Consider the following 22,940-nt stretch of genomic DNA (forward strand, 5'->3'; position numbering starts at 1 on the left):
GCGTGCCCTTGAACCAAAATGGGCCTGATCTCGATGCCCTGGAGCAGATTCTAACTACTGTCCGGCCTCGTTTTTTCTACCTTATGCCTGCCTTTCAAAATCCAACTGGTATTGTCTATAATAAGGACGCAAAAAAAGGGCTCCTGCAATTGGCAGCCCGTTTTCGCCTAACCGTTTTGGAAGATGATTATTTGCGGGAGCTTAGTTTCAATGAAGTGGATCTTACCCCGTTGGCCGCTCTGGCTCCACCTGAAGTACCGGTTATATATCTGAAAAGCTTCTCCAAAGTGCTTCTTCCCGGTTTGAGACTGGCCTTCTTGGCAGTACCACCGGCTATGGCCCAGGAAGTTCTCACAGCTAAGCACGCATCCGACATCTTTACCTCCGGTCTTTTTCAACGTGTCTTTGAGCTCCTAATGCGTGAAGGTGTCTGGGAACAGCAATTGGCCAAAGTACGTCGTCTGTATAAAAAACGCCACCGAGCCCTAAGCACTGCGTTGCGGCAACAACTGCCATCGGCAATAGACTTTAACCCTCCGCCCGGCGGGCTAAACTTCTGGCTCCGACTACCCGCTGGACATAATGCTTTCGATCTTTACCGGGAAGCACTACAGGAAGGAGTAGTCATCGCCCCCGGCTCTGCCTTTACAGCTGCCGGTGGGCCTTCTCCTTACTTTCGCCTTACGTATGCTTCCTGTTCACCGGAGGAAATTGAACGTGGCGTTACCCTGCTAAGTACCGCTGTTCGGCGACTGCTAGGCGAATTGCCACGGCCTGATTATATGCCCTTTGTTTAAGTTCCTGCGGGACGGCCCCTTCCAAAAATAGAACCGGCTGGCTCTAGGCCCGGCCGGTTTTGTTTGCTGTTATCGGTCGGTCAATTCGGTTTCCGGTCGGGCATCAAAACCGTTGAAGCGGTTCATGGTCTCAATGGGACCCTGGCTCAGCCAGGTGCGCACAGCGTCAGCTGCCGCCAAAATAACTTCGTCCAGCATGGGTTCTTCTTGCGGGTCAAAAGTAGAAAGGACATGCTCCTTGGCGTCCTCGCTCTCGCCTGGGCGCCCGATTCCCAGCCTTAATCGGGTAAATTCTGCCGATCCCAGTTCGTTGATGATAGACAGTAACCCGCGCTGGCCCCCATGGCTCCCGCGCATGCGAACTCGCAAGCGTCCCAGCGGCAAATCTAAATCATCGGACACCACCAGCAAGTCGTGCCGTGAATCTAGTTTGTACCAACGCAGAAGACCGGCCACTGCCAGTCCACTGAGATTCATGTAAGTCAATGGCTTCACCAACAGCACATCTGTACCGGCGATCGAGCCTCGAGCCAGTAGCGCCTGAAATTTGGAGCGAGTAAAGGTGAGGCCCTCTTCCCGGGCCAGATAGTCCAGCACCAAGAAGCCGGCGTTGTGCCTGGTCTCTTCGTATTCCCGGCCAGGATTGCCAAGCCCCACCACTAGTTTCATGCCGACCTACTCCTCATCCTTGTCGGCTGCCTTTTCAGCCTCGGCTTCGGGCACAGCCACGCCCTCGTCCACCGCTTCTTCCTCCACTTCTTCCTCTTCCTCTTCAGGCCGCGGCGCCAAGACGGTAACTATAACTTCGTCCCTATCGGTGAGAATCTCCACCTTCTCCGGCACAGCCAGGTCCCGGACAAAAAGGGATTCTGTGAGGCCGAGATCGCTTACTTCGGCCACAATGTGGTCCGGTAAGTCCTGAGGCAGACACTCCACCTCCAGCTCCCTTAACTGGTGCTGAACAGTACCTCCTTCGTCCACTCCATGGGGCGTACCGTGCAACACAATGGGCACCACTGTCCGGAGGGTTTTGGTCAGGGATATGCCCTGAAAATCGGCATGAATCACCTGGCCCCGCACGGGATGGTATTGAACATCTTTCACCATGGCCGGATAGTCCGCTTGATCGGGTACCTTCACTGTAACAATGCTGCCCAGGCCGTGGGCCCCCAGCAGCCTTTCCAGTTCCAACTTATCCACCAATAGATGAACCGGTGCCTCTACCCCTTCACCGTACAATACAGCCGGTACTAAATTGGCCTGACGATAAGCTCGACTGGGGCCGGTACCGGTTTTGTCACGAATCTTAGCCACTACTTCAGCCATACATCTCTCTCCTTACTCAAACAATTCACTTACTGACAGATCTTCATAGATACGGATAATGGCTTCACCGAAAATCGGCGCCACTGATAACACCTTAGTTTTATCTATTTTCTTTTCCGGCGGAAGGGGAATTGTATTAGTAATTACCACCTCTTTAATGGGTGCATCTTTTAATCTAGCGATAGCCGGCCCGGATAAAACCCCATGGGTGCAGCAAACATACACGTCTTTTACACCGTAGTCCAGCAGTGCTTGGCTGCTTAAGGCTATGGTTCCGGCGGTATCGATGATATCGTCCATCATAATCACCGTTCGTCCCTTTACTTTACCGATCACGTTCATCACTTCGGCCACGTTGGGAGCCGGCCGTCGTTTATCCACAATGGCTATCGGCGCATGCAATCTTTCGGCCAAATCTCGCGCCCGCCCAACCCCGCCGATATCAGGCGACACCACCGTCAGGTCGGTTAGACCTTTCTGCCGGAAATAATCGGCGATCAGCGGTCCAGCCATAAGGTGATCCACCGGTATGTCAAAGAAGCCTTGAATCTGGGCCGCGTGAAGATCCATGGTCAGGACTCGCCCCGCCCCGGCCGTAGCCAGTAAATTGGCCACTAATTTGGCTGAGACCGGCTCCCTGCCTCTGGCTTTGCGGTCCTGCCGCGCGTAGCCGTAATGCGGGATTACCGCCGTTATGCGCCGTGCCGATGCTCGCCTAAACGCATCCATAAGGATTAGTAGCTCCATCAAGTTCTCGTTCACCGGCTGACAGGTAGGCTGAACCACAAATATATCAGCCCCACGGACACTTTCATCGATTACCACCTGGATCTCGCCATTGGAAAAACGACTTACCTTAGCTTCTCCCAACGGCACCCCAATATAAGCAGCAATCTCCCGGGCCAACTCGGGATTGGCATTCCCGGTAAAAACCTTCAGCCGCTTCTGATCAGGCTTCAACAATTACCCCTCCTTGTCCCATCCCCCACCTATTCTAGATTACTCTTCTTCTTTTCGCAAGAGAGCTTTTTGTCTTCTTCTTTCCACCCAACCGTCAATGTTCTTTTGCTCCGCGCGCTCCAAGGCCAATGCTCCGGGCGGAACGTCCTTTGTAATGGTGGAGCCCGCTCCCGTATAAGCCCCGCGGCCAATTCTCACCGGGGCCACTAAGTTGGTATTGCTGCCGATAAAGACGTCATCCTCAATGGTGGTAATATGCTTCCTTTCACCGTCGTAGTTACAGGTGATAGTCCCGGCGCCAATATTAGCCCGTCGGCCCAACACAGCATCGCCTACGTAAGACAGATGCGGCACCTTGCTCTCCGGCCCTACATGGGACTTCTTAATCTCCACAAAAGTACCCGCCTTGCTGTTTTCTGCCAGCACCGTACCAGGGCGCAGGTGAGTAAAGGGTCCCACATCAGCCCCGACTCCTATCTCTGCTGCGCTTACTACAGCGTAGCGCACACAGGCGCCGTCTTTAACGGTGCTGTCCTTTATCTGAACCGACGGTCCAATAGTGCAGCCGCCGCCAATGGTGGTCTGCCCTTCCAGTACGGTAAACGGGTAGATCACTGTGTCCGGGCCGATAGTGACTGTGGCATCAATAAACGTCGACGCCGGATCTATAATAGTGACTCCGGCCAACATCTGCTCTTTTCTGATCTGAGTCCGCAGCCAAGCTTCAGCCACGGCCAATTGGACCCGGTTGTTGATACCTTCGGTCAAAGCCGGCTCAGGAGCCAGATAGGCCTGCACCAAACCACCGTCGGCCTGCAGCAAAGGCAAAACATCGGTCAGGTAATACTCGCCTTGGACATTGTCGCAACCCACCTTCTCCAAGGATGAGAATAGGGTCGAGGCGGCAAAACAGTAGCTGCCGGTGTTAATCTCCCGGATGGCTTTTTCGGCCGAAGTTGCATCCCTTTCTTCTACTATGCGCTCGATGCTACCGGCGGCAGAACGGACAATGCGTCCATACCCGCTGGCATCGGGTAGTTCGGCCGTAAGTACGGTGGCGGCCGCCTGGTTTAAGCGGTGGATAGCTACCAGGTCTTGGAGCAATTCTCTGGACAAGAGAGGCGTATCGCCGCAAAGGACCAGAATCTCGCCTGTCCTCTCATCCACAGCATCCATGGCCACCTGTACTGCATGGCCGGTGCCCAGTTGTTCTTCTTGATAAGCATACTTTACCGTATCCTGAAACAGCTCATGAACAGCTTTCATATCAGGATTAATAACCAGCACCACATCTTCGGCCCCAGCGGCCCGAGCAGCATCCACCACATAGGAAATCAGCGGGCGCCCGCACAGTTCGTGCAGAACTTTGGGCCGGGAAGATTTCATCCGCGTACCTTTGCCGGCGGCCAAGATTATGGCCGTAAGCTCACTCATACCAGTCACCTCTTGCAGAAAGCAGAATGTAGAAGAAGGGCCCTTAGGCCCCCCTCCGGTACCCAAAAGAGACCCAATTAATTTGTCTGCGGAAGAACAGCTACAGTCTCTATCTCTACTTGCGCGTCCCTGGGCAGGGCCGCCACCCCAATAGCCGAGCGAGCGGGAAAGGGCTCGGTGAAAAACTCTGCGTACACTTCATTCATAGCGCCAAAGTCAGCCATGTCTCGCAAGAACACGGTGGTCTTGACCACATTGGCCAGCGATGTTCCTGCTGCCTCCAGAATCGCTTTGACATTGGTCAACGCTTGCCGGGTTTGGGCCTTGATATCCCCTTCCACCAGCTTCCCAGTGGCCGGATCAGCCGCGATCTGGCCTGCCGTGTAGACAAAGTCTCCTACTCGGATAGCCTGCGAATAAGGTCCGATGGCTGCCGGCGCAGCATTGGTAGACACTTCTTGTTTCAACAGATATTCCTCCCTTTCGTAATCACTAAACATTGAACCTAAAATGGATCACGTCACCGTCTTGTACCTGGTAATCGCGCCCTTCTAGCCGCACGAGACCGTCTTTTTGGGCAGCGGCACAGGAACCGGCTCTGGTCAGATCTTTCTGAGCAACCACTTCGGCTCGGATAAAACCCCGTTCCATATCAGTGTGGATCTTGCCCGCCGCTTTCAGCGCACTGGTACCGCGCCTGATCGGCCAAGCCCTTACTTCATGCCCGCCGGTGGTGGTAAAGAAAGTGACCAGATCTAATAGTTTGTAGCTTTCGGCTATCAACCGGTTGAGGCCTGGCTCCGGTAAGTCTAATTCGGCCAGGAACATAGCTCGTTCATCTGGTTCCAGCTCCCATAGCTCTTCTTCCAGCCGAGCGGCTAACCATAAAGCGCCAGCCCCACGCTCCCTTGCCGCCTGGTCCACCATTTCCCAGCAGTGGGCGCTCTCACCGGTGAGCCCTTCTTCGCTCACATTGGCTACCAAAAGCAGCGGTTTTGCCGTGAGCAGATTCAGATCGCCTAGTTCAGCCTGAAGCTCGGCCGGTACAGCCGGTGCCTGCCTGGCAGCCTGACCGGACTCAAGATAGCTGCGGAGGTTGTTAAGATAATCATGGGCTTTTATATAGCGGCGCTCACCGCTTTTTAGTTGGCGTTCCAGCTTAGCCAGGCGACGATTAACCACCTCCAGATCGGCTAGAATAAGTTCCAGTTCAATAGTCTCAATGTCAGCTTGCGGATCCAAGACGCCGCTCACGTGGGCCACGTCAGTGGCCTGAAAACAACGAACCACTTCCACAATGGCATCTACATCACGGATCTGGCCCAGAAACTGGTTCCCTAAACCCTCTCCCTGGCTGGCACCTTTGACTAAACCGGCGATATCGACGAAATCCACTGTCGCTGGGACCACTTTTTCCGGTTGGATCAACTCAGCCAACTGCTGGAGGCGCCGATCCGGCACTGCCGTGCGGCCTACGTTAGGCTCGATGGTGCAAAACGGATAATTCTCGGCTGGGACCGAAGCCTGGGTCAGGGCATTAAACAACGTTGACTTGCCGACGTTGGGAAGGCCCACAATCCCTACCCGCATTCTTATCCCCCTTCCAGCCAGGCAGCCGGCCTCACCACAAGCTCATGTCCTTTCTCTGGGGTTTCTTCCAGTACCAATAGAGAAAAGAAATCCGGGACCAACTTTGTCTGGGGCTCTTTTAGGGCCACCAACACCCCTGTGGCCAGCACGGTAGCTCCAAATTCGGCCATGAGATCCATCATACCCCGGGCCGTACCACCGGCACGCATGAAGTCATCCACCAATACCACCCGAGCACCTGGAGACAGGGCTCGCCGCGGCAACGACATGGTTTGGATGCGACGAGTGGAACCGGACAGATAATTAATGCTTACCGCCGGCCCCTCTGTTACCCTGCTTTCCCGCCGTATGATCACCGCCGGCACGCCCAGGGCCCGCGCTGTGGATAAAGCTACCGGGATACCTTTAGTTTCCATGGTCACGACCCACTCGGGCTCTAGGGAGCGGAAACGGGCAGCAAATACCCGGCCTACCCGCTCCATGAGAGCAGGGGTAAACAACAAGTCGGTCAAATACAAGAAACCGCCCGGTAGATAGCGTTTTTCTTCCGCCAAGGTGGCGGCCAATTCCAGTACCAGCTCACGGGCCCCCTGACCGCTAAGGTCAGGCACATAGCGAACCCCGCCGGCCGCCCCGGATACAGTCTCGATAAAACCATCCCCTGTCTCGCCCAACGTCCGCTTAATCAGGCCTACATCCTCGCTTAAACTTGATTTCGCCACCCCCAGTTTGTCAGCAAACCAACTCAAGGGGATCAGCTGGTATGGATGTTCAACTAAATAGCGGGTCACGACCACCAGTCGCTCTCCTCGGCTCCGCCTGTCCAAGCTAATCCCCCCATTTCTAACTACGGTTATATTCTCTTTATCGACCCCGGTTCCCTGCCACCGATCTCAAACTCTGAGGGCTCACATAGCGATGGGATTGCTATCGCCGATATACTTGAGCGCCAACTGGTAGTCATCCGGTTTATCCACGTCGATCCCAATCTCGGGATAGGGCGAAATAACAGCTTTGCCGGTGGCTCCCAATATCTGCTTGAACCTATTTTCTAAGCTGTCGATGGTAAGCCGTCCCAGCAGAAGCTGAACAAAGAATCCCCAGCCCAACAAGCGACACATCTTGATCGGCTCTTTGCGTAACCGATACATCTCTTCCGCCCAGTCCCAACCCCGCTCCAAAATGTGCGGATAAAGGAGCAATAAATTGCCGCCGGTGAATGTTCCGTCCTTAAGCCGTACATAGGTTCGTTTGGAATCGGGGTATTTGGCTTCGCCTACCTTCTTTTCAATAATGGAATAGTAAAAATCTGCGGCCTCTGTCCTGGCCTGGGTCAAAAAATCTTCAACTGCTGCTGTGGTCAGCAGCGGAATGTCCGCTGTTGCCACCAGCACTAATTCATTCGGCTCAAACTTCTCCAGCCCCCGGCGGAAGTTCTCTATCAAGGTGGTGCCGCTTGGGATCAGCGTGGACACTTTTCCCCGTTTAAGGTAGCCCAGTTCCTCCGGCCCCACAATAACTATCTGCTCTACAGAAGAACTGTCCTCCAGCGCAGCTACCACAAAATCCACCATGGGACGGCCCGCTATTGGGATCAAAGCTTCATATGATTCCGGACTCACCGCCGTCAGTTTCTTGGTATTCGGCGCTCCCGCCAGAATCAATGCTTTCACCACTTGTATTACCCCTTTCACCTGAACCGGTTGTCTTCTCCCGACCTTTAAGTAAGCTTACTTCGGCTTCGCGGATATGTCTCACCGCCAGCTTGCGCGCTTCCGCACTGTCGCGACGCTCCAAAGCCATTACCAACTGTTTATGTTCCCGCACCGTATCCTTGAGACGGCCCGGAGCAAACAGCGACTGCAGCCGAAAACCCTGAATCTGGTCTGATAAATTACCCACGATGTTAATCAGACGACGGTTGCGGCTGGCCGAATAAATCAGAGCATGAAAACGGGTATCGGCATCAATCACATCTTCCCTAATACCCGAAGCTATCGCTGCCTCAAGTTGATCTAACAACCCTTTAAGTGTGGCTATCTCTTGGGGAGTGATCCTCTGAGCGGCCAAATAAGCGGCCAGGCCCTCCAGTGCCATGCGCAGCTCAAAAACATCGTTCATGTCTTTTAGGGACAACCCGCCCACGTAGGCTCCCCGGCGGGGCACCATCACCACGAAACCTTCCAGGGCCAACCTCCGCAAGGCTTCCCGTACCGGGGTCCGACTAACTCCCAATTCTTCAGCTAGCTGCTGTTCCGCCAGATGTTGACCCGGGGACAGATCGCCTTCCACTATCGCCGCTCGCAAAGCCTGGTAGACTCCTTCGCGCAAGGGGACAAACGAGTCCAGATCAAAATTAACATTTAACAGCTTTCTCATGCGTTATCGTTCACTCCTCAATCAGTCGCCCGGCACCTACAGACACCGGTTCAACTACATAAGTAGTAGCCGCAGTGTCCAAAACGGAAACAGCAGCGTTGGCCTCTTCCCACCCGGCAAACAGTCCATATACCGTGGGTCCGCTACCGGACATCAGTGCCGCTAGAGCCCCCGCTGCCAGCAGGGTCTCTTTTATGTCTCTTATTAGGGGAAAATGGGCCATCACCACCGGTTCAAAACTGTTGGCTAAAAGAGCGGCCATTTGGCCCAGGTCTCTCCGCTCGAGCCCGGCCAGCAAAGCATCTATATCTACTTTGTGGTGGTGATCAAGTAAAGTGCGGTCCAATTCATTATAGGCCCAGGCGGTAGAAACAGCAACCGGCGGACAAGCCAAGACAAAATAGCAGCGTGGCAGCGGTACCAAAGTTGAGACAACTTCCCCGCGCCCCTCTGCGAGACCGGTTCCTCCTAACAAGGCAAAGGGCACATCACTGCCAAGGTCAGCCGCCAATGGTACCAGGTCCTTAAGACCAAGGTTAAGCTGCCAGTACCGATTGAGGCCGTACAACACCGCCGCCGCATCGGCACTACCACCGGCCAACCCGGCCGCCAGAGGAATATTCTTGGTCAGCTTTATGTGAACGCCTTTTGCCACTTGAAATCGGTCTCGGACTAACTGAGCAGCTCGAACAGCTAGGTTGCGGCCATCGGTAGGAAGCTCGGCCCCCACCACTTCCAGGCTGATCCCGTTGTCCTTTGCTTCCAGCTCCACCCGGTCGGCTAAAGAAACCGCCTGCATCACACTTTTGATCTCGTGATAGCCATCCGGGCGCTGGGCACCCACTTTCAGCCCCAGGTTCAGTTTGGCCCAAGCGGGAAAGTACAGCAATCCACTCCCCTCCCAAAAACTATCTTTCACTATATTTTACCATAGATATTGGCTTTTCCCTGACAAACTCCTCTTTTTAGCCGCTGACTTTTTGCTGGAAGCCGGAACAGGATTGGTGGGCAGTGCGAATAACGGCCAGCACCCGCTCTAATTGCTCATAAAACACCACCACCAGGTCTCCAGCTTGGCTGTCAGCCAGAGCCGCTTCCAAGGCCTCATCTTCGCGCAACACCACTCGGATTCTTTCCGTGGAAACACCGGCCGAACGTACACCTTCCAGCAGCAGTTCTGCCACCTCCCCCACGGCTCGGCCTCTTTTGTCTTCGTCCTCCTTAATGTAAATGTGGTCAAAACCGGCGGCTGTCCGCCCTACGCGCTGTATCAAGTGATCGGGACGATCCCCCGGTACACCGATTACCCCCAGCAGGCGCCTAGCTCCCAGTGCCTGCGCTAGCTCCAGCGTGCTGCAATAACTGGCTGCGTTGTGCCCATAATCGATGAGTACCTTGGTATTTCCAAGCGAGAACAGGTTTGCTCGGCCCGGATTATTGTTAAGATCGGAGTAGAACGTGTGTAGACCGCGGCGAATCAACCCCCAGGGAACTGCTAGCCCCCAGGCTGCGGCTACAGCCGCCAAAGCATTAGCTAAATTATGCTTAGCTCGACCGCCCAGGGTAATCGGAATTCGCCCCACCTTTTCCACTCGGCGCCAGCTGGAGCCTTCCTGAGCCACAATTACCCCGTTGTGAACAAACACGGCTCGTCCCCCGCCCTGCAGATGTTGCTGCACTAACAGATTGTCCGTTGCCGCACTGAAATAAATAACCTGGCAGTGAGCCCGTTTAGCCATGGGCTCGGCCCGAGAATCGTCAGCATTCAGCACCGCATAACCGCTGCTGGGGACCGCCTCAACAACCAGAGCTTTGACCTGGGCCAGATCCTCCAGCGTATCGATCCCGTACTGGCCCAGGTGATCTTCGCTGATATTGGTGATAACACCCACATCGGCCCAGTCATAAGCCAGTCCGTCACGAATCAGTCCGCCCCGGGCTGTCTCCAGCACTACCGCCTCCACAGTGGAATCCTCCAGCAACAACCGGGCACCGCGATAACCGGCGTTGTCACCGCTCCAAACGCAGTGGCCATGGATATAGACCCCGTCCGTACAGGCAAATCCCACCCTGGATCCGCTCCCGGCCAGTATGTGAGCCAGCAAGCGAACAGTGGTGGTCTTGCCATTGGTTCCGGTAACCGACACCACCGGAATTCGACTGTTGCTCCCGGGAGGGAAAAGATAGTCCACAATAGCTTCTGCCACTGGCTGGGAGCTTCCGGCACTGGGAGCAATATGCATTCGCAATCCGGGAGCGGCGTTAACCTCAATTGCTGTCACTTCCGCTACCGTAGCGGCTAAATCTGGTACCACCAAATCCACCCCGGCCACATCCAGCCCAACTGCCCGGGCAGCTCGCTCAGCCACCAGTTTGATGTCCGCACTTACCGCTGCGGTAACATCACAGGCGGTACCGCCAGTAGACAAATTAGCGTTCTGGCGCAGAAACACTGTTTCCCCTGCTGTGGGAACATAGTCAAAAGTTAAGCCGGATCGGGCCAGAGCCATAATAACCACCGGGTCCACCTTAATCTTGGTCAACACTTTCTCGTGGCCTTCGCCGCGGCTGGGATCATTATTGGTCACTTCAATCAGCTGGCGCAAGTTGTGCTTACCGTCACCCACCACATGGGCCGGAAGGCGTTCGGCCACTGCCACTGCTTTGCCGTTTACAACCAAAGCGCGCAAGTGGCGCCCGGCAATATGTTTTTCGATCAGAACCCGCTGTCCGAAGTTGCGGGCCAGCGTATAAGCGGCACGAACCTCGGCCACTGTATTTAAGTTCAGCGACACCCCTTTGCCCTGATTACCGGATTCGGGTTTTAGCACCACCGGGCCTTCCAGCTCTCGAAAAGCGGTCACAGCTTCTTCCTCTGCCACTACCAGCCGTCCTGCCGGGACCTTGATGGCAGCCTGGTGCAATATTTTCTTGGTCCGTGACTTATCCCCGGCAATATCCACCGCCAAACACGAGGTAAGAGACGTTAGAGCGGCCTCGATTCGCCGTTGGCTGTGGCCGTAACCCAGTTGAATAAGACAGCTGTCGTCCAGCCGAAGCACCGGAATGTTCCGGCTCAGAGCCGCTTGAACCAAAGCCCGGCTAGTGGGACCCAGTTGGAAGCGCGCGGCCAGGTCCTGTAAGCGTTTGAGAACCGCTTCAATTTCCGGCGGTGTCTTTCCTTCCAGTAAAGCATTAACTATTGCCACCGCTTGATGCGCTGCCTCGGTGGCGGCTGCTGCCACTTGGTACTCAACCACGATTTCATACATAGCCGGATCTTCAGTTGAGCGTGTTTTCCCGTACAAAGTCTTGAAACCAGCTAAATGCTGTAGCTCCAGGATTATATGCTCCACCACATGGCCCAGATACGTTCCTTCGTTCAACCGCTGGGCCAATCCGCCCGAACAGCCGCGCGAGCAGTGATGCTCCTGCAAAGAAGGCAGCACAGATAACAGTCGATCGGCAAACAGCGGCAGTTGAGCACTGGTCCGGTCGGCGTATTCTCCCAAATCCAGCCTCACCTTGATTACAGGATAATGGCTGTAGATATTGCGGCCACTGTACACAGAGATGTCTGCAATTTCCACGGCTGACTTTCCTCCTCTGTAGAATCGGCCTATCATATGTATGTCCCACGGGGGACACGGGCAGCCGCAGAGGGCTGCTCCTACACACACTGCACCGTTCGGAAGGGGACGGAGCCCCTCCCTACCAGTAGGTGCAGTTTTTGGTAGGGGCAGCCTGCATCCGAAGGATGGGGCTTTGTGTCTGCCCGGTTCAGCATGTCACTCGGGCCGGGACAGTACCGGGCCGTTACCTTAGGGATACCCTGGTTCGCGGGTCTTAAGATCAAACGAATAACCGGCTGGCAACACATGCAATGTCACCCCGGTCAAGGCCAACGGTTCTACCAAACCGCTGTCGGACACGTTGCTGTGGTCAATGGTCAGCCCGTTCACCACGGTACAGGCACCGGAGCCGATAACAGTAAAAAAACCGTCCGGGGCACACTCCAGGGCAGTGTCTTCATCTAACCCCAAGCCCAAAATATAAGGGTTTTGGGCTACCACCGCCAGCAGCCGACCGATCCGCCCGCGCTCGGCAAAATGCTGATCCACCACCACCTCTTTGAGAAAACCCAGCCCCGGGGCTAGCCTGACGCTGGAACGTTTAGGTGCACTCTCTTCTTGGCCGGAGACAATCATAATGTCGGTCATGGCAGCAGCGCCGGCGCTGGTTCCAGCCAACACCGCCCCACGCTTCACGGCGGCATTGAGTTCACCCTCCAACGCCGTTCCCCCCAAAATACTGGTTAAGCGCAATTGGTCGCCACCGGTGAAAAAGACCCCGTTGACTCCGGCGAGAATAGCCATCGTCTGGCGGCTGCCCGCTTCTGCCCGCTGGTTTACATTCAGATGTATTACCTCGCCGGCTCCCAGCTGCAAGAAAAGGCGGCGGTATTCTGTCGCTACTTCCCGGGGTTTTTCCGTGGCCGTGGTCAGTATTGCCACTGCCGTCTGTTCACCCCCAGCCAGCTCCAGAAAACGCCGCAGAATCAGGCAGGAGCCGGTCTTGTCCTCAGCTCCGCCGATGATAAGCAGTCTTCCTCTTACTTGCTCCCCCATTCCTTGTTCCCGCCCCTTGCCTGTTCGCTCCTATCATTGGTAATTACCGTTGACTTTATTCATTCGGTCCAGTCTTAGCAGCAGTAAAATACAGTACCAAACTGCAGGGCATTGATATACAATTAAAGCGTAGCCTCGGGAAGTACTCGGGCTCCCACACTTCAGGCATCCTGGATCGCAGAGACTGGGCACTTGCCTGTATAGACTTGTCGGCATTAGATTCAGGGGAGGCATTAAGGATATGCTTACAGTAAGAAAAGCCCTATCGATAGAGCCCCTTAACCAGGCCAAAATAGCCGGCGGGGCAGCCGGACTAGACCGTCAGATCAAACATGTCACGGTCATGGAAGTTCCGGATCTAATCCAGTGGCTAAAAGGGAACGACTTTATCATTACCAGTCTCTATTGCATCAAAGATGATCCCCAGGCCCAAATCAAACTGATCCAGGACATTGCCCGGCTCGGTTGTGCGGCTCTGGCTATTAAAACCAATCGATACGTTCAAACACTGCCGGAAGAAATGAAAGCTATGGCCGAAGATCTGGCCTTTCCGCTGATTGACATTCCGCATCATATTACCTATATTGACATTATCAATCCCTTGATGGAACAATTGTTAAACAATACCGCCGAGATTCTGCGCAAGGCAGACGTAGCGTTTCGTTGGCTGCAGGAAGTAATACTTAGCAACCAAGGGTTAGAGGCAGCACTGCTCACTTTACAGCGATTGGTTGAATACGACTTGGTACTAGAGTGCCCGGAACTGAACCTTTTTGTTTCAGCCCCGGAAAAAAAGGATCCGCTTACCCCCTTACCGGAAGAGTCTGTCCGTTACTTACAGAAAACCTGTCATCCTATCAGCCTAACACGCCAGCGTCATGGACAGAATATTCCATCCCTGGTAATTCCCATCATCTGCCGTTCGTCTGCTTATGCCTTTTTGACAGTAGAAAACTATCAGCAAAACCAAGGCTTACCACCCACCAGCCAAGCTGTCTTGGATCACGGTACGGCCCTGATAGCAACAGAAATCATGAAACTGCACAGCAGAGCCGAATTAGAACGCCAACATGTGAACAGTTTTGTTGAAGAACTCATTGCCCAGGATTTCAAGTCCGATGAGGCCATGTTAGAACGAGCTCGGTACTTAGGGCTCAATTTAAATCAGCCTTGCCTTCCCATGGTGCTGGACGTGGATCGATTCTGGCAGAATATTGAGCTGGAGCAGCTGGCCGAAGAAGAAGTCCAAGTTCTGAAATCACGGTTGCAGCGGACTTTGAGTTCATATCTTAAGGCCCATTGTCCGGTTCCATTTGTAGTAGCTCTACGCAGCGATAGCTTAGTAATCCTAACTGCGTGGCCACCGAAGCAGTTAAGTGACCAGATCACCGCCTCGGCCCAAGAACTGGCCCAAGATATCCTACTAGAACTTAGGCGTTCCTTCCCAGAGCTACACTTTACCGGCGGCATTGGACGACCGTACAGCGGCGTCAGGAATGTAGGTCGGAGTTTTGTCGAGGCCCGCAAGGCCATTTCCCTGGGGCGCCAAGCCTACGGGCGCGGACAGGTATTCTGCTATAACAAGCTGGGAGTCTACCAACTGCTCTGTTCCCATTCGGATCAAGAGGAGCTTATCGCCCTGCGCGATGAAATGCTCGGTCCCTTAGCCGCGTACGACCAGAAGCAAGATACCAACCTTATTGACACCCTGGCTGCCTATTTTTTTCACAACGAAGATATTAATGCCACCGCCAAAACTCTGTTTGTCCATCCCAATACGGTCCGCTACCGCCTAGAGCGAGCAGCCGAACTGCTAGATTGCGATCTTGGTTCTACGGATCAACGGTTCCAGATCTATTTAGCGCTGAAAATAGCCAGCTTATGTCCTTTTGGCGCTAACGATACCTCTAAACCCTAATGTGCTTGTTGCCGTGTCTAAAGCCGAGCCTTTTAGTTTATTAACCTAAACAAATGTATGGGCCGGGCACAGGTCGAAGTACTATCTAATTGCCAGACCGACCAAAGACGCAATGGTCGTGGTGTTTAGGGGGGCTAGCCTGTTGACCGGTAATGCTATGATTGATAAACATTCCCTAGCCCAAGATTTACAAAGCTTAGCAAACGTAGGATCTCTAGCGGAAGGTGGGGTTACCCGGTTAGCCTTTAGCCCGGAAGAGATGGAACTTCATCGGCGGGTCGCTGGCTGGTTAACTGACTTAGGCGGCCAGGTTCGAACCGACGCAATCGGCAATCTTATCGCCCGCTTCCCGGGTCGGGATAATTCCCTCCCGGCAGTGGCATTCGGGTCCCACCTGGACTCAGTTCCCCAAGGGGGCGCTTTCGACGGCGTTGTGGGCGTAGTAGCGGCCATAGCTGTCATTCGCGCTATCCAAAGGCGCGGGCTGCGCACCCAGCACCCGCTGGAAGTAATTGTGTTTATAAGTGAAGAGTCCAGCCGCTTCGGAATTGCCACTTTAGGAAGCAAAGTTATGACTGGCTGCGGAGATATCCAGCAATGGCTCAGGATACAAGACGCCACCGGTGTTACCCTGCAAGCAGCCGCCAGGCAGGCCGGGGCCTGCTTGGACAGAATCGCCTCGGCCCGCCGCCGCCCAGAAGAGTTTAAGGCCTTTCTTGAACTACATATCGAACAAGGACGCGTTCTGGAAGAAACGGAGAATAGAATTGGCATCGTAACTGCCATTGCCGCCCCGCATCGCCGGCACATTACTATTGAAGGCCGGACCGACCACTCTGGAGCTACACCCATGGCCCTAAGACGGGATGCACTGGCCGCGGCGGCAGAGCTTATATTGGCGGTGGAACGCCACGGCTGGGCGGAATCCCCCTATCAGAGCGTTGCCACTGTGGGAACACTTACTCTTAGGCCCGGGGTCATGAATGTGATTTCCGGCCGAGTGGATTTGGATCTGGACGTCCGCGGTATCGATGCCGACAGCATTGAGCGGGTGGTAGATGGCATCAGCAGCGATTTGAAGGGCATCTGCCAGCGGCGCAAAGTTCAAGCTAGAGTCCAGGAGCTCACTGCTGATCAGCCCGTAGAGCTGGACCGTAACCTTATTGCCATCACAGAAGCAGTGTGTGAACAACTGGCGGTACCTTACCTGCTCATGCCCAGCGGGGCCGGTCATGACGCCATGAATATGGCTAAAATAACTCCCACCGGTCTCATCTTTATTCCCTGTAAAGACGGCATCAGCCACAATCCGGCCGAAGAGGCCAGCATCGACGACATTGCTTTGGGGGCCGAAGTTTTGCTTCATACTGTATTAAAACTAGCCCATGGGAACTGAGGAGGCGAATAGATTGTTAATTCAAGGCGGATTAGTAATGGATCCAGCGCGAGGCCAGACGGGACAGTGGGATATTCGGCTCCAGGACGGCAAGATCGCAGCCATCGGCCCCAACCTGCCAGTGTTGCCGGCTGAGGAGGTAGTCCCGGCCACCGGCTGTATTGTTACACCTGGTTTAGTGGATATCCACGTTCACTTTCGCGACCCCGGGCTGACCCACAAAGAAGACCTGGCTTCGGGCAGCCGTGCCGCCGCCGCCGGCGGTTTCACCACCGTAGTGTGCATGGCCAATACTAAACCGGTGCTAGATTCCCCGGAACCGGTACGAGAATTCTACGCCCGGGCTGCTCGCCAGGCCGTAATAAACCTGTATACCGTAGGCAGCGTTACTTATGGCTTGGCCGGCCAAGAACTAACCGATTTTGCCGCGCTCAAGGAAGCCGGTGTCGTTGGCTTCTCCGACGACGGGAACCCGGTAGATAATCCAAGGCTCATGCGTCAGGCCCTGCAGCAAGCTGGCCGGCTGGGACTGCCGGTTATTGCTCACGCCGGGGATCTAGCCCTGGTGGCCGATACCATTGTCAACGAAGGAGCTGCCGCCCGGAGCCTGGGACTTACAGGTATGCCCACTGTAGCCGAAGATATACACGTGGCCCGAGATGTGCTGTTAGCCGAGCTGACCGGACAACACCTCCATATTCAACACGTTAGCTCAGCCACAGCTGTGGCTATCATTAGAGCCGCCAAGGCACGAGGGGTAAAAGTTACCGCTGAGGCCGGCCCCCATCACTTTACTCTGACCGACGAGGCCTTGGTTGAAATAGGAACTAACGCTAAAATGAACCCTCCCCTTAGGACGCCGGCCGACGTAGCCGCCGTTCGCCAAGGGCTGGCTGACGGGACTTTAGATGCTATTGCCACCGATCATGCCCCCCATACAGCCGAAGAGAAAGCTGTGGGGCTGCTGGAAGCTCCCTGTGGCATCGTAGGTCTGGAGACTGCTCTGGGCCTGGTATGGACCGAACTGGTTAAACCCGGCCTCCTCACACCTATACAAGCCATCGCCAAACTCTCCTGTGTACCGGCCAACATCCTGGGATTAAAGAAAGGAACCTTAACTCCCGGAGCCGACGCCGATATAACTGTCTTTGACCCCCGCGCCCAGTGGGAAGTAAACCCCGACCGATTCTTCTCCAAGAGCAAAAACACCCCCTTTAGCGGGCGCCGGCTCACCGGTAAAGTAGTAGCTACCATTGTCGGCGGCCGGTTAGTGTTTAGTAATGGGGAAATGATATAGGGGGCGGTCTCTGTGCTGTGCCGCCCCGAACGTATAATCCAGAATTCAGGGGGGCAGGTCCTATAGGCCTGCCCCCCTATCTTATTAGAGCGGCCTCTGGCATTTTAGCCAAAGGCCGTCTATTATCCAAGAGTGCGAGTAAAACACTATCCGCTAGAGGTAAAATCCATTTTCTGATTCAGCCGGCGACTTACTTAAACAATTAGTCCGCCAATAAGCTCCGACACCGACGCTATCTCTTCCTCCTCTAGAAACCGCTCCAATCCTTGTACAACCTTCAACGCTCCCAGAGGATGTATCAGGTTAGCCGTGCCTATACCCACAGCCGTGGCCCCGGCCAAGAGAAACTCAACGGCATCTTTGCCGGTCACAATACCACCGACGCCAATGATAGGTATGTCTATGGCCTGAGAAACCTGGTACACCATCCTCAAAGCTACCGGCTTTATCGCCGGTCCGGACATTCCGCCGGTAACATTGCTTAAAATGGGCCGCCGGGTCTTGGCATCAATAGCCATACCACTCAGGGTATTAATCAGCGATAAAATGTCGGCTTCAGCCTTAGCCGCGCTAAAGGCAATTTCCGTAATATCAGTAACATTAGGGCTCAGTTTTACAATCAGTGGGACCTTACAGACAGACCGAACAACGGCCACCACCTTGTATACCATATCCGGATGAGTACCAAAGGCCATGCCCCCGCCTTTTACGTTGGGACAGGATATGTTTAGCTCAATAGCATCCACCAACCCTGAATCAGACAGCTTTTTGGTAACAGTACGGTATTCTTCAAAGCTGTAACCAGATACATTGCCAATAACTACAGTCCCTTGGCGCCGCAACTCTTGCAGAGGAGGTAGTTCCTCAGCAATGGCTGCATCTATTCCTGGGTTCTGCAGGCCAATAGCATTTAATATTCCAGCCGGTGTTTCAGCAATGCGAGGTGGAGGGTTTCCTAGCCTCGGCTCGGCTGTCATAGCTTCTACAATAATTCCGCCCAGCGCACTCAAATCATAGTACTGGCTGTATTCCTGCCCGAAGCCGAAGGTGCCGGACATGGTGAGGACCGGGTTTTTAAGCTTCAAGGGACCCAACTGCACCGTTAAGTCAACTTTGCCCACAAGAACGCCCTCCTTGCTCCGTCACTTCTTGGGGTACCGAAAACAGCACTTCCTGGGCCCAGAAAACCGGTCCGTCGTGGCAGACCCGTTTATAAGTATAGCCTTCCGGGGTATCGGCTCTAACCGGGAAGGCACAGCCTAAGCAGGCCCCGACCCCACAACCCATGCGCTGCTCTAACGATAGCTGGGCTGGTATGTCCTGGGCTACGGATATAGCTGCAACAGCCTTTAACATGGGTATGGGGCCACAGGCTAAAATCAGATCTAACCCCTGATTCTTAAGGTATTCGTCTAATGGCTTGCTCACCAGCGCCTTCTCGCCCACACTACCATCATCAGTAACCACAAAGACCTGACCCAGCCGCTCAAACTTCTCCCGGGCTAGCAAGTAATCCCGACTCCTGGCTCCCAGGAACACCACCACTTCTTTGCCCTCGGAAACGGCCTGTTCGCCCGCCGCTAGCAGCGGCGCTATTCCCATGCCGCCACCCACCAGGCCGATGCGCTTTTCTTCCTGCCAGCTGAATCCGTTGCCAAGGGGTCCTAGCACCTCCAGCTCCTCGCCTGACCTTCTCTCAGTTAGAATGTCCGTCCCTTTGCCCACAACCTGGTAGATGATCTCTACTATCCCCGCATCCTGGTCCATCCGATGCAGACTGAACGGCCGCCGTAACACAGGTTCCAACCCCGGCGCCACCTTCACCATCACAAACTGCCCCGGTTTTGCCTTGGCCGCCAGAATAGGGGCTCTTAGGGTCAAGTGGTACACGTCAGAGGCCAGAGGGACATTGTGGACCATAGAGGCCGACTGTAGCTTATCTGCACCCTCTCTTAACATGCTCTATCCTCCTTCGTTTCCGGCTTTGCATACCGCTTTTTTATTTACGGTTTCTTAAACGCCGCCGTAAACCAATCGCGGCAGAAACAGCGTAATCTCAGGTATATACGTTATCAAGGCCAAAGCAACCAGACTGATAGCAATGAAAGGCATAACCCCTTGAATTACCTCTACCACTGACACTTCACAAACCTGGCTGCCGACAAATAGGTTAAGCCCAAATGGAGGGGTAAACATGCCCATGGCTAGATTAGTAATGGTGATTACCCCTAAATGAACCGGATTAATCCCTATATTGAGTGCTAGGGGGTAAAAAAGCGGAACCAGGATAGTAATGGCAGCGGTTCCGTCGATAAACATACCGGCTATAAGAAGGATAATATTAACAATAAAGAGGAATGCCGTGGGCGACGAACCAAACTGCAAAATGCTGGCAGCTAATTTTTGTGGAATCTCCCCAATAGTAAGCACCCAGCCAAAAGCAGATGCGCATGCCACCAGCACCATTACCTCCGCTATAGTCTGGGCTGAAACAAGGCAGATGTCCAGCAATTGTTTCCAAGTTAACTCCCTGTAGACAAACATACTTACGAAAATAGCATAGACAACGGAAACCCCTGCCGCCTCAGTCGGGGTAAACACCCCGGCATAGATACCGCCTAAGATAATGATCGGTACTCCTAAAGCCCAAATAGCTTCCTTCGTTACCTGGACAATCTCCCGCCAGCCAGCCTTTTCACCCCGCGGCAGATTATTCTTGACAGCATAGTAATGGCAATAAACTAGGAACGCCAAACCGTACACAATACCGGCCCCAATTCCGCCGATAAAAAGAGCGCCCACTGAGGTACCCGTGGCAGCACCATAGACAATAAGAGTTAGGCTGGGCGGTATGATAAGAGCAACTGACCCGCTGGCAGTAATAAGGCCGATGGAAAACCCTTCTCCGTACTTCTCCTTCTTTAAGACCGGATGCATGAGGCCACCGATAGCAGCCACCGTAGCTGGGCTGGATCCAGAAAGCGCCCCAAAAAACATGCAGGCCAGCTCAGTAGTCAGAGCCGCGCCACCACGCATTCTGCCGGTAAAGAGCTGTACCCACTTCAGAATACGGTCAGCGATGCCGCCAGCGCCCATGATATTGGCGGCAAGGATAAAAAATGGCATGGACATCAGAGCAAATTTATCAATGCCGCCAAACAAGCGTTGCACCATAATTGTCGGCTGAAGAGGGGAGGCAAATATCAGTACTAGCAGTGTAGATAAGCCCAGTGCGAGAAAAATAGGGGTGGCCCCTAAGAGCATCAAAGCTAGACTACCAAAAAGCAAAGGAACCATTAGATATCTCCCCCTTCCTTCTCCGCTAGTTCTACCGTTTGGTTAACAGTCAACGAACGGATGGCCCCACGGGTAAATTCCAGTGTCATCAGTGCTCCTGACAAAGGAATAACCAGATAAAAAACATACATGGGTATCTCCAGAGCCGGACTCACCTGTGCAGACCGTGACATGGTACTAATTGACAATATTCCATAATAACACAGCAGAGCACCGAAAACAGCTCCGAGACTGTTATTAATGAATCTGATAATATGCATCTGAACGGGTCCAGTGTAATTTAGAACAAGATCCACTGCCATCAGCTTGTCTTTTCTTATGCCGATACTAAGGCCAATAAACGCTATCCAAATCATAACATAACGGATAAACTCATCAGACCAATGTACCCCGGAACGAAAGAAATAGCGCAGCACTACATTAGCAAACAGCACTACCGTCACTATTAGCAAACCAAAGGCACAAAAGATGTCTATAAACTTGTGCAATAGGCGAAGTAATTGTCTCACCGGTAATCATCGCCCCCTTTTTCCCCGGGTATCTTTCAGAGAGTCGAGACAGGCGGCTGCCATACAGCCGCCTGGACTGCTACAGAAGTCTGTGCTTTGGTAGCTTACTTAATTTTGGCGTAGGTAGCATCTAACAAGGACTTGCCCACGCGGCCGGCAAACTGGTCGTGCACCGGCAACACTTGTTCGCGGAATTCTGCAATCGCTTCTGGAGTGAGCTCAATGATTTCTGTACCATAAGCCGCAATTTCCTTCAGCATACTCTCTTCGGTCTGGGCCAGGGCCTCGCGTTCAACCCGACATGCTTCCTGCATGGATTCGCGAATGGTTGTTTGAATGTCATCGGGCAAACCTTCAAACCAAGCCTTATTCGCTACAATACCATAACCGAGAAAACCGTGGTTACTCTTGATGAGATAGCTTTGAACCTCAAACAACCGATTCAGATAAATAGTCTTAATAGGATTTTCCTGGCCATCCACTACGCCTTGCTGCAGTGAATTGTATAATTCGCCAAACTCAATGGGAGTAGGCTTGGCTCCCCAGGCCTCCATTTGGGCGTTGAGTAGCGGCGCCGGCATTACCCGTACTTGCATGCCTTTTAGGTCTTCGGGCGAATGAATAGGTGTGTTAGCAGTAAACTGCTTAAATCCCGCTGCCATCCAACCCAAGTTCACAAAGCCTTCCTTTTCGGCCTCAGCACTGATAAGCTCTCCGATTTCACCGTCCAACACTTTATAAGCTGTCTCGGCATCAGGCCAAAGGAACGGAAAATCCACCAGTTCATAAGCAGTCACGAAAGTACTGAGAACTGCTGTAGGCTGCTGAGTTATTTGGATCGTCCCCGTTTGGGTAGCTTCCGCCTGCTCACGCATGCTCCCCAGCTGCAAATTGGTATAGATTTTTACATTGACTCTGCCGTCAGTCTTTTCCTCTACCAGCTCCTTGAACGCTGCCATACCTTCGTGTTCAGGAGAGTTTTCCGGATGGTTGTGGCTGACAATAATATCAATAGGCTTTCCGTCAGCCTGAGAGTCCGTGTCTGCCGGCTTACCACCGCATCCTGCCAGAGTTACTGCAGCAATAACAAGTAACACCATCAAAGTCTGTCTCCAAATTCCGCTTTTCTTCAAAGCCAGTTGCCCCCCTTAGTGATAATTAAACCAAGAACCGCCCTCAATATTAAACCCTCGTCCCTGATACCTGCTCCAGTGCAATGTAACACTCTACAGTATAATTGCCACATCAGCCCCTTTCCCTGATTCATGTTCTGTTAACATTACCGTCTTTATATATCTATTCTGTTAGTTAAACAGCTTATCATTTGGCCTACACTACAAATCACGCTTTGGCCAACTATAAAAAGGAACATTCCCGACTCGCCCCTGCCATCCTTATAAGCAAAGAAG

General features: G+C 53.6%; 21 protein-coding genes. 4 read left to right on the forward strand and 17 right to left on the reverse strand.

The genetic code is table 11. The features are described 5' to 3' along the window. Positions 1-797, forward strand: a 797-nt coding sequence (locus GX016_02425; protein ID HHT70420.1) for a PLP-dependent aminotransferase family protein, incomplete at its 5' end; no start/stop codon positions are given. Positions 798-866: 69 nt separating this feature from the next. Here GX016_02425 and GX016_02430 read toward each other — a convergent pair. From GX016_02430 to GX016_02485, 12 genes are all read right to left on the reverse strand, one after another. Next, positions 867-1,466, reverse strand: coding sequence for an aminoacyl-tRNA hydrolase (locus GX016_02430; protein ID HHT70421.1), 600 nt, complete (start codon positions 1,464-1,466; stop codon positions 867-869). Positions 1,467-1,472: 6 nt separating this feature from the next. Then, positions 1,473-2,123, reverse strand: a complete 651-nt coding sequence (locus tag GX016_02435) for a 50S ribosomal protein L25 (protein HHT70422.1) — start codon at positions 2,121-2,123, stop codon at positions 1,473-1,475. 12 nt (positions 2,124-2,135) lie between these two features. Further along, positions 2,136-3,086, reverse strand: a complete 951-nt coding sequence (locus tag GX016_02440; protein HHT70423.1) for a ribose-phosphate pyrophosphokinase — start codon at positions 3,084-3,086, stop codon at positions 2,136-2,138. Between the two features lie 36 nt (positions 3,087-3,122). Continuing rightward, a complete protein-coding gene (gene glmU, locus GX016_02445; GenBank protein HHT70424.1) occupies positions 3,123-4,517 on the reverse strand; it encodes a bifunctional UDP-N-acetylglucosamine diphosphorylase/glucosamine-1-phosphate N-acetyltransferase GlmU in 1,395 nt (464 codons plus the stop codon). 77 nt (positions 4,518-4,594) lie between these two features. Then, complete coding sequence (locus tag GX016_02450; GenBank protein ID HHT70425.1) at positions 4,595-5,017, reverse strand: RidA family protein; 423 nt, start codon at positions 5,015-5,017, stop codon at positions 4,595-4,597. After that, positions 5,010-6,107 (reverse strand): redox-regulated ATPase YchF, encoded by a 1,098-nt coding sequence (ychF, locus tag GX016_02455; protein ID HHT70426.1) that lies wholly within the window; start codon positions 6,105-6,107, stop codon positions 5,010-5,012. Before ychF ends, GX016_02450 begins: the two co-directional genes overlap by 8 nt. 2 nt (positions 6,108-6,109) lie before the next feature. Then, positions 6,110-6,934: a pur operon repressor gene (gene purR, locus GX016_02460; protein HHT70427.1), complete on the reverse strand. Its 825-nt coding sequence runs from the start codon at positions 6,932-6,934 to the stop codon at positions 6,110-6,112. An 81-nt stretch (positions 6,935-7,015) separates the two neighbouring features. Next, positions 7,016-7,801 carry an NTP transferase domain-containing protein gene (locus GX016_02465; protein ID HHT70428.1) on the reverse strand — a complete coding sequence of 262 codons (786 nt, stop codon included), beginning with the start codon at positions 7,799-7,801 and terminating at the stop codon, positions 7,016-7,018. After that, on the reverse strand, positions 7,710-8,486 hold the full coding sequence (locus tag GX016_02470) for a GntR family transcriptional regulator (protein HHT70429.1): 777 nt from the start codon (positions 8,484-8,486) through the stop codon (positions 7,710-7,712). Before GX016_02470 ends, GX016_02465 begins: the two co-directional genes overlap by 92 nt. Positions 8,487-8,496: 10 nt before the next feature. Beyond that, positions 8,497-9,375 carry a 4-(cytidine 5'-diphospho)-2-C-methyl-D-erythritol kinase gene (locus GX016_02475; protein ID HHT70430.1) on the reverse strand — a complete coding sequence of 293 codons (879 nt, stop codon included), beginning with the start codon at positions 9,373-9,375 and terminating at the stop codon, positions 8,497-8,499. Positions 9,376-9,451: 76 nt separating this feature from the next. Next, positions 9,452-12,076, reverse strand: coding sequence for a cyanophycin synthetase (cphA, locus tag GX016_02480; GenBank protein HHT70431.1), 2,625 nt, complete (start codon positions 12,074-12,076; stop codon positions 9,452-9,454). Positions 12,077-12,307: 231 nt separating this feature from the next. Further along, entirely contained in the window at positions 12,308-13,114 is an 807-nt protein-coding gene (locus GX016_02485; GenBank protein HHT70432.1) for a cyanophycinase, read from the reverse strand. A 241-nt stretch (positions 13,115-13,355) separates the two neighbouring features. Between GX016_02485 and GX016_02490 the strand changes: the two genes are divergently transcribed. From GX016_02490 to GX016_02500, 3 genes are all read left to right on the forward strand, one after another. Then, positions 13,356-15,032, forward strand: a complete 1,677-nt coding sequence (locus GX016_02490; GenBank protein HHT70433.1) for a hypothetical protein — start codon at positions 13,356-13,358, stop codon at positions 15,030-15,032. A 142-nt stretch (positions 15,033-15,174) separates the two neighbouring features. Next, on the forward strand, positions 15,175-16,428 hold the full coding sequence (locus tag GX016_02495) for a Zn-dependent hydrolase (protein ID HHT70434.1): 1,254 nt from the start codon (positions 15,175-15,177) through the stop codon (positions 16,426-16,428). Further along, positions 16,418-17,725: a dihydroorotase gene (locus GX016_02500; GenBank protein HHT70435.1), complete on the forward strand. Its 1,308-nt coding sequence runs from the start codon at positions 16,418-16,420 to the stop codon at positions 17,723-17,725. The genes GX016_02495 and GX016_02500 overlap by 11 nt, the downstream gene beginning before the upstream one ends. A 194-nt stretch (positions 17,726-17,919) precedes the next feature. Here GX016_02500 and GX016_02505 read toward each other — a convergent pair whose 3' ends face one another. The 5 genes from GX016_02505 to GX016_02525 all read right to left on the reverse strand — a co-directional run bounded on the left by GX016_02505 (position 17,920) and on the right by GX016_02525 (position 22,664). Continuing rightward, positions 17,920-18,846 carry a dihydroorotate dehydrogenase gene (locus GX016_02505; protein HHT70436.1) on the reverse strand — a complete coding sequence of 309 codons (927 nt, stop codon included), beginning with the start codon at positions 18,844-18,846 and terminating at the stop codon, positions 17,920-17,922. Beyond that, complete coding sequence (locus GX016_02510; protein ID HHT70437.1) at positions 18,833-19,684, reverse strand: dihydroorotate dehydrogenase electron transfer subunit; 852 nt, start codon at positions 19,682-19,684, stop codon at positions 18,833-18,835. Before GX016_02510 ends, GX016_02505 begins: the two co-directional genes overlap by 14 nt. A gap of 54 nt (positions 19,685-19,738) precedes the next feature. Then, entirely contained in the window at positions 19,739-21,022 is a 1,284-nt protein-coding gene (locus GX016_02515) for a TRAP transporter large permease (GenBank protein ID HHT70438.1), read from the reverse strand. Beyond that, a complete protein-coding gene (locus GX016_02520) occupies positions 21,022-21,531 on the reverse strand; it encodes a TRAP transporter small permease (GenBank protein HHT70439.1) in 510 nt (169 codons plus the stop codon). The genes GX016_02515 and GX016_02520 overlap by 1 nt, the downstream gene beginning before the upstream one ends. 104 nt (positions 21,532-21,635) lie before the next feature. After that, on the reverse strand, positions 21,636-22,664 hold the full coding sequence (locus GX016_02525; protein ID HHT70440.1) for a TRAP transporter substrate-binding protein: 1,029 nt from the start codon (positions 22,662-22,664) through the stop codon (positions 21,636-21,638). Positions 22,665-22,940: the final 276 nt, after the last annotated feature.

It is taken from the genome of Bacillota bacterium (assembly GCA_012837285.1).
Classification (GTDB): domain Bacteria; phylum Bacillota; class DTU030; order DUMP01; family DUMP01; genus DUNI01.